General features: G+C 52.1%; 13 protein-coding genes. 12 read left to right on the top strand and 1 reads right to left on the bottom strand.

Annotated features, from left to right (window positions below):
- Window positions 1–238: 238 nt before the first annotated feature.
- The 6 genes from murD (at window position 239) to murA (ending at window position 7,881) form a co-directional block, all read left to right on the top strand.
- Complete coding sequence (gene murD, locus Psfp_RS00580) at window positions 239–1,594, top strand: UDP-N-acetylmuramoyl-L-alanine--D-glutamate ligase (protein WP_134216597.1); 1,356 nt, start codon at window positions 239–241, stop codon at window positions 1,592–1,594.
- Window positions 1,595–1,647: 53 nt separating this feature from the next.
- Window positions 1,648–2,751, top strand: coding sequence for a stage V sporulation protein E (spoVE, locus tag Psfp_RS00575; RefSeq protein ID WP_134216596.1), 1,104 nt, complete (start codon window positions 1,648–1,650; stop codon window positions 2,749–2,751).
- 20 nt (window positions 2,752–2,771) lie between these two features.
- Window positions 2,772–3,881: an undecaprenyldiphospho-muramoylpentapeptide beta-N-acetylglucosaminyltransferase gene (gene murG, locus Psfp_RS00570; RefSeq protein WP_134216595.1), complete on the top strand. Its 1,110-nt coding sequence runs from the start codon at window positions 2,772–2,774 to the stop codon at window positions 3,879–3,881.
- Between the two features lie 436 nt (window positions 3,882–4,317).
- A complete protein-coding gene (gene murC / locus Psfp_RS00565; protein WP_134216594.1) occupies window positions 4,318–5,703 on the top strand; it encodes a UDP-N-acetylmuramate--L-alanine ligase in 1,386 nt (461 codons plus the stop codon).
- Entirely contained in the window at window positions 5,696–6,607 is a 912-nt protein-coding gene (gene murB, locus Psfp_RS00560; protein WP_134216593.1) for a UDP-N-acetylmuramate dehydrogenase, read from the top strand. Before murC ends, murB begins: the two co-directional genes overlap by 8 nt.
- 14 nt (window positions 6,608–6,621) lie before the next feature.
- Window positions 6,622–7,881 (top strand): UDP-N-acetylglucosamine 1-carboxyvinyltransferase, encoded by a 1,260-nt coding sequence (gene murA / locus Psfp_RS00555; RefSeq protein WP_134216592.1) that lies wholly within the window; start codon window positions 6,622–6,624, stop codon window positions 7,879–7,881.
- Window positions 7,882–7,988: 107 nt separating this feature from the next.
- On the opposite strand, the gene Psfp_RS22415 is transcribed toward murA, so the two are convergent.
- Entirely contained in the window at window positions 7,989–8,120 is a 132-nt protein-coding gene (locus Psfp_RS22415) for a sporulation protein YjcZ (RefSeq protein WP_192895209.1), read from the bottom strand.
- A 392-nt stretch (window positions 8,121–8,512) separates the two neighbouring features.
- Between Psfp_RS22415 and Psfp_RS00550 the strand changes: the two genes are divergently transcribed.
- The 6 genes from Psfp_RS00550 (at window position 8,513) to ftsZ (ending at window position 13,387) form a co-directional block, all read left to right on the top strand.
- Window positions 8,513–9,256, top strand: coding sequence for an FtsQ-type POTRA domain-containing protein (locus Psfp_RS00550; protein WP_192895208.1), 744 nt, complete (start codon window positions 8,513–8,515; stop codon window positions 9,254–9,256).
- Window positions 9,257–9,293: 37 nt separating this feature from the next.
- Window positions 9,294–9,965, top strand: a complete 672-nt coding sequence (locus Psfp_RS00545; protein ID WP_134216652.1) for a DUF881 domain-containing protein — start codon at window positions 9,294–9,296, stop codon at window positions 9,963–9,965.
- A gap of 12 nt (window positions 9,966–9,977) precedes the next feature.
- Window positions 9,978–10,670 (top strand): DUF881 domain-containing protein, encoded by a 693-nt coding sequence (locus Psfp_RS00540; RefSeq protein WP_243120401.1) that lies wholly within the window; start codon window positions 9,978–9,980, stop codon window positions 10,668–10,670.
- A gap of 20 nt (window positions 10,671–10,690) precedes the next feature.
- On the top strand, window positions 10,691–11,032 hold the full coding sequence (locus tag Psfp_RS00535) for a small basic family protein (protein ID WP_134216650.1): 342 nt from the start codon (window positions 10,691–10,693) through the stop codon (window positions 11,030–11,032).
- A 75-nt stretch (window positions 11,033–11,107) separates the two neighbouring features.
- Window positions 11,108–12,253, top strand: coding sequence for a cell division FtsA domain-containing protein (locus Psfp_RS00530; RefSeq protein ID WP_192895207.1), 1,146 nt, complete (start codon window positions 11,108–11,110; stop codon window positions 12,251–12,253).
- A gap of 84 nt (window positions 12,254–12,337) precedes the next feature.
- Window positions 12,338–13,387 (top strand): cell division protein FtsZ, encoded by a 1,050-nt coding sequence (ftsZ, locus tag Psfp_RS00525; RefSeq protein WP_134216589.1) that lies wholly within the window; start codon window positions 12,338–12,340, stop codon window positions 13,385–13,387.
- Window positions 13,388–13,678: the final 291 nt, after the last annotated feature.

Below are 13,678 nucleotides of genomic sequence, written 5' to 3'. Positions count from 1 at the left end.
TTTCATAGTACATTGGAGGTCATAAACATTAGGTCATAGGTCGCAGGGCGTAAGGCGTAAAAAGATTATTTTATAAACATTGGTTTATGTACATTAAAGTAGTTCTTATTATAGAGCATACTTATAGAGCAACCGATGCAGGTGCGAATGAATTCACACCTGGACCCCAAAGGAATGCAGCATATACCTACGCCTTATGCCCTACGCCCTACGACTATATTTGGAGAGGCGATATTAAATGGAGCTAAAAAATAAACGGGTTTTGGTGGTTGGCGCCGGCAAGAGCGGCCTGGCCGTTGCCCGTTTTCTTACAGGTAAAGGCGCCGCAGTGGTACTGGCCGATTCCTCGAATCCGGTTTACCCGGGAGGGGAACTGGACAGGTTGGCCGCAGTTGGGGTAAAACTTTCCTTGGGAGGATACCCGGAAGTTAAGCGGGAAAGCTTTGACCTGGTGGTTATGAGTCCAGGTGTCCCTCTGACGGTAGAGCCTGCCCGGTTGGCGTTAGAGCATGGCATTGAGTTGACCGGAGAACTGGAACTGGCTTACCGTTTCAGCAGTGCGCCGCTGGTTGCTGTTACAGGAACAAACGGCAAAACGACCACTACCACCTTGCTCGGTGAAATCTTTAGAAATGCAGGCAAAAACACACTGGTGGGGGGGAATATCGGTACGCCCCTGGTTACGGAGGTGGAGCGTTACGGTCCGAAGGATATGATCGTGGCTGAAGTATCAAGCTTCCAGCTGGAAACTACAAATACTTTTAAGCCTAAGGTGGCGCTGGTCCTTAACATCACCCCCGACCACCTTGACCGCCACATAACGATGGAAGGGTACGTGGACGCCAAAGCAAAAATATTTGCGAACCAGGAAGCGGGCGACTTTACAGTATTAAATTACGATGACCCGCGAACGGCGGCCTTGGCCGGCAGTACCCGCGCCCGGGTGATCTTTTTCAGCCGGCGCACAGCGGTTCCGGAGGGTGTTTACGTAAAAGAAGGTGGAATTACAGCCAGGCTGGGCGAGGTCGAGGAGTATATCTGCGGGCAGGATGAAATTGGCATTCCCGGCGCTCATAACCTTGAAAACGCCCTGGCGGCGGTTGCCGCGGCCAAGTCTCTGGGGGTGGCGACCACTTCCCTGGCACATACTTTGAAGACGTTTAAGGGAGTTGCCCACCGACTGGAATTCGTTGCCGACATCAATGGGGTACGTTACATTAATGACTCCAAAGGTACCAATCCCGATGCCTCGATCAAGGCGCTTGAAGCCTACCCGGAAAAGATCGTGCTGATTGCGGGGGGGAAAAACAAGGGCAGCGATTTCGGCAGCTTCGCTGAAAAAGTCAAGGAACGGGCCAGAGTGCTGGTGGTACTGGGGCAAAGCGCGGGGGCTATCGCTGATGCTGCCAGAGCCAGGGGGTTTGACAAAATTCTCTATGCGAATGACTTTAAGGATGCTGTGGTCCTGGCCCACCAGGCAGCCAGGCCCGGCGAGATTGTTCTTTTATCGCCTGCCTGTGCCAGCTGGGATATGTTTAAGAGCTTTGAAGAAAGAGGGGACCTGTTCAAGGAGGTCGTATTGGGTTTTAAATAGGTAATATTTGGGATCTGAGCGGAAACGAAAAGGGGAAGGGGGCTTAAGGAAGCATGCGGCCTAAAAAAAGTTCGGCGGATTTTCTTCTTTTTTTAACGGTATTGAGTCTGGTGAGCCTTGGTGTTATTATGGTTTTTAGCGCCAGCGAGTACAGTACCCTGATTTATTATAATGACAGCTTTTATTTCTTTAAGCGGCAATTGTTATGGGCCTTGCTGGGCTTAACCGCCATGTATATCATGTCAAATTATGACTACCAACGGCTCAAGCAGTACGTGATCCCTTTTATGGTCGTCTCCTTTATCATGCTGGCTCTGGTCCTGGTCCCCGGGATTGGCCGCGAGGTTAACGGTTCCCGCCGCTGGATTGGTATAGGACCGCTGCCTTTTGCCCCGGCCGAACTGGTCAAGCTCAGCGTCATCCTCTTCACGGCCTATGGCTTGTCACGACAAAAGGAACGGGTCAAGCAGTTCAGCAAAGGGGTCTTGCCTTACATGTGTGTTTTGGGGCTGGCAGCAATCCTGATCATGCTGCAGCCCGATCTGGGTACCACCATTTCACTGGGCGGTATTGTATTTGTCATGATTTTTGCCGCCGGCGCCAGAATGTCTCACCTGGGCGGCATCGGGCTGGCCGGCCTTGCAGCCGTTGGCTTGTTGATTATTATGGAGCCCTACCGGTTGAAGCGCTTTCTGGCCTTTTTGGATCCCTGGGCGGACCCCCAGGGCGACGGCTTCCATATTATTCAGGGGCTCTATGCCATCGGCTCCGGAGGCCTGTTCGGACTGGGCCTGGGCCAGAGCAAACAGAAGTTTCTCTACCTGCCCGAGAACCACACCGACTTTATCTTTGCCATCACCGCTGAAGAACTTGGCTTTATCGGAGCTGCCCTGGTAATCATACTATTTACTTTGTTTGTATGGAGAGGCTTGAAAATTGCAGTGACTTCCCAGGACCCTTTTGCCTGTTTGCTGGCAACCGGTATTACTGCCTGGGTGGGAGTCCAGGCCATCATTAATATAGGAGTGGTAACCGGGTCACTGCCTGTTACCGGTATCCCCCTTCCCTTTATCAGTTCTGGCGGTACCTCCCTGCTGTTCACCATGACAGGGGTGGGCATTCTTCTTAATATTTCCAAGTTCAGCAGGGCAAGATGACGGCGCGGGTGGTGAAAACATTGCGAATTGTTGTTGCGGGCGGGGGCACCGGCGGTCATATCTACCCCGCCCTGGCTATTGCCCGGGGGCTTAAAGAAAGACATCCGGAGGTGGAAATCCTCTATGTCGGAAATAACCAGGGCATGGAGGCGGATATCGTTCCCAAGGAGGGGCTTCCTTTTAAAGGTTTGGCGGGGGCTGGGCTGGAGCGGAAACTCTCAATGCGGAATTTTCTGGTGTTATGGCGGACCGGGCTCGGTTTCTGGCAGGCGGCCAGGACCTTGCGCGGCTGGAAGCCGGATGTGGTAATCGGTACCGGCGGCTATGTCTGCGGACCGGTGGTGTTGGCGGCTGCCTTAAGTAGAATACCGACTTTGATTCACGAGCAAAACGCGCTGCCCGGAGTGACCAACCGCATCCTGGCCAGGTTTGTGGACAGGGTGGCGGTTACCTTTAAAGAATCTGTTAAATATTTTCCCCGGTCTCATAAGGTGATTCTTACCGGCCTGCCTGTTCGACCGGAAATATTGCGCGCAACCAGGCCGGAAGGCCTGAAGAAGTTGGGCATCGGCGCCGATCGTTTTCTGCTCTTCTCCTTTGGCGGCAGTCGCGGCGCCCGCACTCTCAATAAAGCTATGGTTGATGTAATCAAACAGTTCGGTGGAGATCCGCGGCTAAACATCCTGCACGTAACCGGGAGCGCGGGATACGGGGAGTTCCTGAAGGACTGCGCCGCGAAAGGTATAGATCTGGCTAAAACTGGGAATGTTACCATTATATCTTACCTCTACAGCATGCAGGATGCTCTGGCAGCGGCAGGTCTGGTTATCAGCAGGGCAGGCGCTGCCACCTGTGCGGAAATTACTGCCCTGGGTATTCCTTCGATCCTGGTCCCCTATCCTTTTGCGGCTGAAAATCACCAGGAACATAACGCCCTGGCCCTAGAAAAAGAGGGAGCCGCGCTTATGTTTTTGGATCGCAAAGTGAGCGGGGACTTGCTTTGCAATAGGATCGCCGGGCTCCTGGAGGACAGGGGCAAACTGGCGGCCATGGCTGAAGCCAGCAGGAAGATGGGCAAAACCCGCGCTCTGGAGGATATCATCGACTGTGTTGACGAACTTGTCAGGTAACCAGGCCGCTACACTGTTGCTCAAATGCAGGTGCGAATTCATTCGCACAGAAATTACACTAGAAGCCCAAGTTCGGCCCGAGCGCCGTGTGCGATTGAAATGGCGCCTGCATCGCTTGGTGTTTTCGTAATACGCGGCGCCGCCGGCGGTGTGGACAACTTACCCGGGAATAGCTGCGCTGCATCAGGCATATGGTACTACCCGGAGGTCGAATAGAATTGTTGTGGACGAATATGAGCTTATTGAGTCATAGGTCGCGCATAAGGTGAGTTTATTCCTGGGGACAAGCTCCAAATTAACGTCTGTAACACCTTTTTGGAGCTATGCATACTATATTTTATGAAATACAGCGCTAGCAGCCATTTTTCCACTAAATAGATATAATGATGGCCGGCGGCGACAAGGGAATTGAGCCACAGGGGAGGAGAGGTAATCAGTGCAACAAGCGCAGCATGTTCATTTTATCGGGATCGGCGGCTCCGGTATGTGCGGCATAGCCAGGATTATGCTTGGCCTGGGCTACCGGGTAACCGGCTCGGACCTGAAAGGTTCAACCGCCACCGAGAGTTTGGAAGCCCTTGGGGCGACCTGCTTTAGAGGGCATGCTGGTGAATATCTTGGTGACGCCGACCTGGTTGTAGCATCCACTGCCATTCCCTTCAGCAACCCGGAATTGTTGGAGGCCAGGGAAAGAAGGCTCCGCATTCTGCACCGCAGTGAAATGCTCGCATGGTTGATGCAGCGTCAAAAGGGTATTGCTATAGCCGGCGCCCACGGAAAGACCACTACAACTTCCATGGCCGCACTGGTTCTGGAGCAAAATCATCTGGATCCCACCGTTATTATTGGAGGCGAATTGAAAGAAATTGGCGGCAACGCCAAACTGGGTGGGGGAGAATACCTGGTTGCCGAAGCGGACGAAAGTGACGGATCTTTTTTAAAGCTGGATCCCTTTATTGAAATTATTACCAATATCGAGGACGACCACCTGGACCATTATAAAAGCGTCGAGAATATTGAAACCGCTTTTCGTGAATTTATCGCCAAGGTTCCTGCAGAGGGGCTGGCGGTGGTCTGTCTTGATGATCCCAAAATAAGAGAACTGCTGGCAGGCTACAATGGTCCTTGCCAGACCTACGCTCTGGACCACCCGGATGCGGATTATACCGGGCGAAACCTGCGTATGGTGGGAGAGCTTACAACAGGGGAAGTGTATTTTCGCAACAGCTATTTAGGCGACCTGGAACTGCGTGTGCCGGGACGTCACAACTTCTTGAACGCGCTGGCTGTAGTGGCGCTGGGAAGGTTCGTGGGTCTTCCCTTTGAGGGTATTTCTGCTGCCCTCAGTAACTTCCGGGGAGCCGGGCGCAGATTTCAACTTACAGGTGAGGTCGGCGGCGTCAAGGTTATTGACGACTATGCCCATCACCCCTCTGAAATAAAGGCCACCCTCAAAGCAGCCAGGCAGCTGAAAACCGGGCGCTTGATTGGTGTCTTTCAGCCTCACCGCTACACCAGAACAGCAATTCTTGGTGAGCGCTTCGGCGAAGCTTTTTCAGACGCCGACGTGATTATCGTGAGCGATATTTACAGCGCCGGTGAGCAACCCATTGAAGGGGTAACGGCAGATATAATCATAACCGCTATCGAAAAATTTGAGGGCCGTAAAGTCATTCATCTGCCAACCAGGCAAGAGATCGTAGACTATCTGGCTCGGACAGCCCGGCCTGGGGATATGATCCTGACTATGGGCGCCGGCGATATATGGAATGCAGGTGTTGAACTGGTCAACAGGTTAAAGGAGCGTCAAAAAATTGGTTGATACCTTAGTATACCGGGAGCTGCAGAAACTTGTATCCGGTCGCGTAAGGATCGGGGAACCCATGAACAAGCATACCAGCTGGCGTATCGGGGGACCTGCCGATTATTTTATTGAGCCCCAAGGCCGTAAGGAACTGCAGTCTGTGGTTTCTTTCGCCAACCGGCGTAAAGTTCCGCTGACTGTAATCGGGAACGGTTCCAACCTGTTGGTTAGCGAAAAAGGAATCAGGGGTATTGTGCTAAAGATTGGCTCCGGCCTGGCCAGAGTCTCCGTCATTGAAAAAGATGTCGTGGCTGAAGCGGGAGCTAAACTCTCGGCGCTTGCTGCGGCAGCCAGGGACAGTGGCCTGGGGGGGCTGGAGTTTTCAGCGGGAATACCAGGCACTGTTGGCGGCGCGGTGGTTATGAATGCCGGAGCCAACGGCTCTTCGGTCGGCACCCTGGTCAGGGAGGTGCTGCTGTTAAACTTAGAAGGACGATTGTTCCACAGAACTGGGGAAGCATTGAATTTTCGTTACCGTTCATGTGATTTGCAACAGGAGCCTGCGATTGTGGTTGAAGTCAGGTTTGCCTGTTATCCACGGGAAAAACAACTAATCCAGGAAGAAATGGAGAGGTTTGTAGCCAGGCGCCTGTCGACCCAGCCGCTAAGACTGCCCAATGCCGGCAGCGTTTTTAGAAACCCGCCGGGTGATTCGGCGGGAAGGCTGATTGAGGCTGCCGGCTTGAAGGGCTTGAGGGTAGGGGATGCTCAGATATCTTCCCTGCACGCGAACTTTATCGTTAACCTGGGTAAGGCTACAGCCTCGGACGTTCTGGCGCTCATTGATAAGACCAGGGAAACTGTACTGGCCCGCAATGGGGTAGAGTTGCTGCTGGAAGTGCAAATTATAGGTGACGTTTAGGCGGAGGTGAAAATGTGCAGAAATTTATGATAGTTGGCGGCAACCGCCTGAAGGGTATTATTCGCACCAGTGGTTCCAAAAACGCAACATTGCCGTTGCTGGCAGCATGTATTCTGAATGCCGGGAAAAGTGTTATCCATGAGGCCCCCAGGCTGAAGGACGTGGCAGTGATGCAGGACCTGCTCATGTACCTTGGGGCAAAAGTAAACTGTGACCGCAATACGATCGAAGTTGACACATCAAGTATTCAATCAGTTGAAATATCTGAAGATTTGATGCGGCGGATGCGGGCTTCCAACCTGGTGCTGGGGGCGCTTTTGGGCAGGTTCGGCCGGGTCAGGACGTCCTACCCCGGAGGTTGCCAGATCGGCAGCCGCCCGATGAACCTGCACCTCAAGGGTTTAAAAGAGCTGGGAGCCAAAATTCAAGAAAAGTTCGGTTATATCACGGCAGAGGCGGAGCGGCTGAGGGGCGCCGACATCCATCTGGATCTTCCCAGCGTTGGCGCGACGGAGAATATATTAATGGCGGCAGTCCTGGCAGAAGGGGTGACCACGATCAGGAACGCGGCTAAAGAGCCGGAAATAGTGGATCTGCAAAACTTCTTAAACAAGATGGGCGCCAGGATCGTTGGAGCCGGTACCGATACCATAAAGATAGAGGGAGTCACGCAAGGTGATTTGAAACCGGCGGTCCATACGGTCATACCGGACCGAATTGAGGCCGGGACCCATCTGGTGGCCGCAGCCATAACGGAAGGTGATGTGACGGTCACCAACGTTATACCGGAACATCTGGAACCATTGCTGGCAAAACTGCGTGAGGCCAATGTCAGTTTTACCGTGGGCGAGGACCAGATCAAGGTGCAGGGAAACGGGAAGATTAAGGCCGTCGATATCAAAACCATGAGCTACCCCGGTTTTCCGACCGACATGCAGCCCCAGATGATGGCCTTGCTCAGCCTGGCGGATGGTACCAGCATCATCACCGAAACCATTTTCGAAAACCGCTTCAAACATGTCGGCGAGATGAGGAGAATGGGAGCCGATATCAAGGTAGAGGGACAGTCGGCCATTGTCAAGGGTGTAGAAAAGCTGAGCGGCGCCTATATTGAAGCGAGTGACCTGAGGGCCGGCGCGGCGCTGGTGCTGGCGGCCCTGGCAGCCGAGGACGGTACCGTAATCGAAAACGTGGCGCATATCGACCGTGGTTACGAGCGGCTGGAGCTAAAATACAATGCTCTCGGGGCCAGAATTATTAGAGTTCACAACTAGTGACTCTTTTTTTAGTTGGTTTGGGGACAAGGGGAAGAAATAAAATCCACTCCCGAAAAACAGAAAGCCGCCAGGGGGCGGCCTTCCCGGCGAATCAGTTTCGAGTTTTAAATACAACCACCCCAGAACCCTACTCCGAATATCAGCAGGATGAAGATCAGAAAAATGATAAATCCCCAATTGCCGAAACCTGCAGTACCAGCGCAGCCTGCTGTGCCGCCAGCGGCTCCTAACGCCATAATAGCTACCTCCATTCAATATTAGTCAGATTTAACCCAAACCGGTATATAGAGCTAAGCTTTACCCTGGGACACAGTACTAGATACAGCCTCCTCCCCAGAAGCCGACGCCGAAAATTAATAGGATGAAAATCAGGAAGATAATAAAGCCCCAGTTGCCGAAGCCCGCACCGTCTGCCATTGAAACTGCCTCCCTTCTATAAGTGCTACCATATGCTATGAAGAAATCCAGAAAAAGGTTACTGTTGATTATATAAGTAATAATCCTAACATTTTAAATTCTATTATTTTCAGGATCTTTCTTTTTTTAGAATGTCCTTGGACAAGTTTCATTCGATTGGTATAATTACATATAAGTAGACTTATCCTACAATTGTGAAAGTGTGAAGGTCGTGTCGGGAAGTGCGATAGGACGCAGGCGCCAGCGTGGATGGAATATCTTTGAAAGTGTTTTTTTTATTTTTCTGGTACTAATTACAGGTTTTGTTTTGCTGCGTTCCCCTTTTTTTGAGGTGCGCAGTATTCTGGTGCAGGGAAACCAGCTTCTTGACCAGGATCAAATAAAATCTGTCAGCGATATTGCCCCCGGAGTCAATATATTTAAAGTGGACCTTGCAGCGGCGGCTGCCAGGCTTAAACTTATCCCCATGGTCAAGGATGTACAGGTGACCAGGTCGCTACCGTCGACTGTGGTGATCGGGGTGGAAGAGCGCAAGCCGGTAGGCCTCTTGCCTACCGGGGAGGGTTTTATCGAGGTGGACGGTGAAGGTGTCTATCTGCAGAAGGCCAACGCCGGCGCCCCTGGACTGCCGGTGGTAACTGGTATTAATTTTAACCTTCCCAGCCCGGGAGACGCGGTCGATGCAGCGGGGTTAGGGGATGCCCTGACTGTTATCAGCGGTCTGCCCGGTGAGACCGTGGCGGAGCTCTCCGAGGTCCATGTTGACAATGAGGGACAAATCAAACTCTATACCATTGAAGGCATGCAGTGCCGGTTTGGTCTGGCTGAAGATATCCAGGAAAAGGGAGATATTTTAAATCAGCTGTTAATAGAACTGCGCGCTGTACAGGATAAGATAAACTATATCGACCTGTCCTGCGCCGGCAAACCGGTGGTCTATTATAAGCTTGATTAGGGGGAGATATAGTCTGAAGACCTTTCATTGGGTTCTTATGACGGTTGGGTTGGCCCTGGGGGTATTGTTGGCCGTACAGTTCCGGGTAACCCGGGAAATACAAAGCACCGAGCCTGTACAAAGAACAAAAGAACTTGCTGCCCAGGTAAATCAAGCTAAGGATGAGCGGGACGCTCTTCAGGGACAGGTTGACAACCTGCGTGCCGAGCTGGATAAAGCCATGTCCCTGCCACAGACCGCTGAAATCATGGAAGAACTGGACCGGGCCAGGATTGAGGCCGGGGTTACTGAATTAACCGGCCCGGGGGTAGAGGTTACCTTAAACGACAGTATAGTCAGTTTAAAACCCGGACAAGACCCAAACCTGTATGTACTCCATGATGAAGATGTTTTACGGGTGCTCAACGAACTCCGCGCAGCCGGTGCGGAGGCTATTTCCATGAACGGTCAGAGGCTGTTGGCCACCACGGAGGTCCGGTGTACGGGTCCTACCGTCCTGCTGAATAAAAACAAGCGTCTGGCGCCGCCTTACGTGATTACAGCCATTGGTAACCCCGATACCCTGGAAAGTTCCTTGAAGATGAAGGGCGGGGTTGCTGAAACGCTCCAGTTCTGGGGGATCCAGGCTACGGTTAAAAAACTGCCGCAGGTCGTTGTACCGCCCTACAGCGGCGGAATAAAGTTTGAATATGCCAAAGCTGCAGTCTAGGAGATAAGGACTTTGAAAAAAGCTCTGAATAAAACAACATACTTATCAATCAGCATGGTTGCTTTGTTTGTGGGACTAATGATAGCCATGCAATTCCGTACCAACAGCAGTGTAGAACAGGCGGTCCCTATTGACAGGGTGCAGGAGCTGACAATTGAAAAAAAACAGGTGGAAAGAGACCTCAACCAGTTAAAGGAAGAGTCCGTTGACCTGCAAATTAAGCTGGCGGAAGCAGGGAAGAGCCACACGGCAGCTACAGGCGCGCTGGAGAGCGAACTTTTTAAAAATAAGCTTTACGGCGGCCTGGTTCCGGTTGAGGGGCAGGGGGTTGAGGTCTTGCTCGACAACCAGGAAGGCAGCTTTTACAATATCAAAGACGACGACTTATTAAAGGTATTGAATGACCTGCGTGGGGCCGGGGCGGAGGCAATCGCTGTTAACGACCAGCGCATCCTTGCCACCAGTGAGGTGCGGCTGGCCGGCAGTCATATCAATGTAAACCTTACCAGGCTTTCACCTCCCTACAAGGTGGTTGCCATCGGACCCTCAGGTACACTCAAAAGCAGTCTGGAGATAAGAGGAGGATTGACGGAGTACTTAAGCGACCTCGGTGTTTCAGTTACAGTACAGTCAAAAGACAGGGTGCTGGTGCCGGCCTATACCGGTTCCTTGCGTTTTGATTACGCCAAACACACCCAAAGATAAGAAAGAGAGGGTAATTTTTGATGTGGTTAGGTCTCTGGCTGGCGTTAATCAGCCTGGCGGCAGGTGTTGCCATGGGTCTGAACCTGCCCCTGGTGCTTCCCCAAGCCTATGCCAAGTATATGTCGGTAGCCGCCCTGGCTGCCCTGGACTCGGTGTTTGGGGGTATCCGCGCGGCTATGGAAGAACATTTTGACAACACCATTTTTATTACCGGTTTCTTCAGCAATGCGCTTCTGGCCGCAGGTTTAGCCTATTTTGGGGAAAGGTTGGGAATGGACCTCTACCTGGCTGCCGTAGTGGCATTTGGGGTAAGGCTGTTCCAGAATTTAGCGATCATTCGCCGCCATCTCCTAAAAAAATAACTTTAATAAAAAGGGAAATTTTTTTCAATGTGGAATCTTAACAGGACAAGTAATGATTGGGCGGGAGTTGCCGGGTTGGCCAAAAAGAGCCTTATTACACTGGCCGGCCTTGACATAGGCACTTCGAAGACGGCTGTGGTCATCGCGCAAGTAAGAAGCGGCTTCCCCCAAATACTTGGGTCTGCGGAAGCTCCGAGTATAGGTGTGAGCAAAGGATGTGTAACCAGCCCCGAAGCAGCCGCTAAAGCAATCTTACAGGCGCTGGAGCAAGCGCAAAGGCATGCCGGGACCAGCAGGCCATCAACTGCATATGTGAGCTTTAACGGGGATACGACAGCTGTAAAGAACTGCCTGGTGGACCTTAAACCAGGGAGATACTCTGCCGGCCGCAACAAGCGCAACGGCCTTCAGTCTGTACCGGCTGGTTTGGCGGAAGGAGACAGCGCCCTTCAACTAATTCCCCCCAGAGACCTCCCTGGCCGGTCTGTATTTGAGGCAGAAGCGGGAGCCAGGGTGGTTACAGCGCCAACCCGCAATATCAAAGATATATCTAAAGCCGTCCACCTGGCCGGTTTAAAGGTTGAGGATGTGGTATTCGGTCCGGTGGCCGCTGGGGAAGCACTGTTAACGACGGCGGAGAAGGAATTCGGTACTATCCTCATCGATATTGGCGCCGGTACCACCTCCGTAAGCATTTTTGACCAGGGCTCGCTAAGGGAAACTGCGGTTTTTCCAGTAGGAGGCGAACACCTGGCAAGTGATTTGGCCATTGGCCTGCATACTTCCCTGAACCAGGCGGTAGAAATACTCAGTGATTGCGAGTTATCCGGGTCCGGGGATAATAAGTTGGATCTGGCAAATTCGATTATCGAAGCCCGCCTCTCAGAGATCCTGCATTTAACCGCCAGTGTGATTAAAAGCTTCCAATACCTCGGACTTCTGCCGGGTGGCGCTGTTTTTAGCGGAGGGGCGCCTCTGTTAGGAGGTTTTGCCCCGTTTGCTGAAAATATACTTCAGATACCGGTAAGGGTAGGAGACATCCAGGTTGACGGGCAGCCACTGAGTCTCACCCTGGCCAATGCTTTTGGTCTGGTTAAGTACGGCGCGCAGCGCTTGACCGGCTCCGGGTTGAGACTGGCAGCAAACTGTGAACCAGGCGCATTGATGGACAGGTTGATCAAATGGTTGCAGGGTAGAATGAAAAACGGGAGCAGGCTGTAAGCCCGCTCGTTGGTTATATGAAATAAATCGGGTCCTTGCAGATACCACTAAACCTGGTGAGTGATAACAGAGGAGGACAAAAGTATGCTTGATTTTGAGCTTGACCTTGACCAGTTTGCCAACATAAAGGTGATAGGGGTCGGGGGTGGGGGCAACAACGCGGTAAACCGGATGATCAACGCCGGGCTCAAGGGCGTGGAATTTATCGCGGTTAACACCGACGCCCAGGCACTTTTCCTGGCCCAATCCAACCACAAGATTCAAATTGGCTCCAAACTTACCAAGGGACTGGGGTCTGGAGGCAATCCCGAAATTGGACAGAAGGCAGCCGAGGAAAGCCGTGATGAAATCCTGCAGGCTCTTAAAGGCGCTGATATGGTATTTGTTACAGCAGGTATGGGCGGCGGAACGGGGACAGGGGCCGCGCCTGTAGTTTCTGAGGTGGCCAAGGAACTGGGCGCCCTGACAGTAGGGGTGGTAACCAAACCTTTTACTTTCGAGGGCCGTAAGAGAGCCACGCAGGCCGAAAGCGGCATTGAGAACTTAAAAGCAAAGGTGGATACCTTAATAACCATTCCCAACGACCGGCTCTTACAGGTAATCGAAAAGCACACTTCCATCGTGGAGGCCTTCCGCATCGCTGATGATGTCCTGCGCCAGGGGGTCCAGGGGATTTCCGACCTCATTGCTGTCCCCGGCCTGATTAATCTGGATTTCGCAGATGTTAAGACCATTATGAGGGAAACCGGCTCAGCTTTGATGGGCATCGGCACAGCCAGCGGTGAAAACAGGGCTACCGAGGCGGCCAGGGCTTCCATATCCAGCCCTTTGCTGGAAACCTCCATCGAAGGAGCCAGGGGTGTTTTACTTAATATAACCGGGGGGACCTCCCTGGGGTTGTTTGAAGTCAATGAAGCGGCAGAGATTATCGCCCAGGCGGCAGATCCCGACGCCAACATTATTTTTGGCGCGGTAATTGATGAACGCATGGAAGAGGAAGTAAGAGTTACCGTGATAGCAACCGGCTTTGACCAGCGGGTACCCAAAAAGGATCGTACCAAGGTTGAACTGGAAATTAAGCCGTTTTCCAGCCATGACGACCTTGACATCCCTGCCTTTCTGCGGCGCCGCTAAGAAATACATAGGGTTTGTGCTGCAACAGGACTAATGTTATGTATGGATGAGTTGGCAGTAGCATGAAAAGAGTATTACCCGGTATGCCGTGACTTTGTTTTCAGCTGCAAAAAGCCTTCTAATGGCCGGAATATCTCCCGGCTTTTGGAAAGGCTTTTTTATTTTCAGCTCAATCTGTCCATAACAGCTCTTTAGCGCATCATCAAAAGGTATCCTGTCGATTTATTACTCCTGGCGGTTGTTGGTGTTCAATCAATATGGTAATTATTTACTGATCGCCAAACAAGGGAC

Source organism: Pelotomaculum sp. FP (assembly GCF_004369245.1).
Classification (GTDB): domain Bacteria; phylum Bacillota; class Desulfotomaculia; order Desulfotomaculales; family Pelotomaculaceae; genus Pelotomaculum_C; species Pelotomaculum_C schinkii.
This window is presented reverse-complemented; position numbering and strand designations above follow the sequence as displayed.

Bases quoted from the DNA above. Each gene is read 5' to 3' on its own strand.
- murD (WP_134216597.1), top strand. From the start codon at position 239: ATGGAGCTAAAAAATAAACGGGTTTTGGTGGTTGGCGCCGGCAAGAGC.
- spoVE (WP_134216596.1), top strand. From the start codon at position 1,648: ATGCGGCCTAAAAAAAGTTCGGCGGATTTTCTTCTTTTTTTAACGGTA.
- Psfp_RS22415 (WP_192895209.1), bottom strand. From the start codon at position 8,120: ATGGCGTTAGGAGCCGCTGGCGGCACAGCAGGCTGCGCTGGTACTGCA.
- Psfp_RS00545 (WP_134216652.1), top strand. From the start codon at position 9,294: ATGACGGTTGGGTTGGCCCTGGGGGTATTGTTGGCCGTACAGTTCCGG.
- Psfp_RS00535 (WP_134216650.1), top strand. From the start codon at position 10,691: ATGTGGTTAGGTCTCTGGCTGGCGTTAATCAGCCTGGCGGCAGGTGTT.
- ftsZ (WP_134216589.1), top strand. From the start codon at position 12,338: ATGCTTGATTTTGAGCTTGACCTTGACCAGTTTGCCAACATAAAGGTG.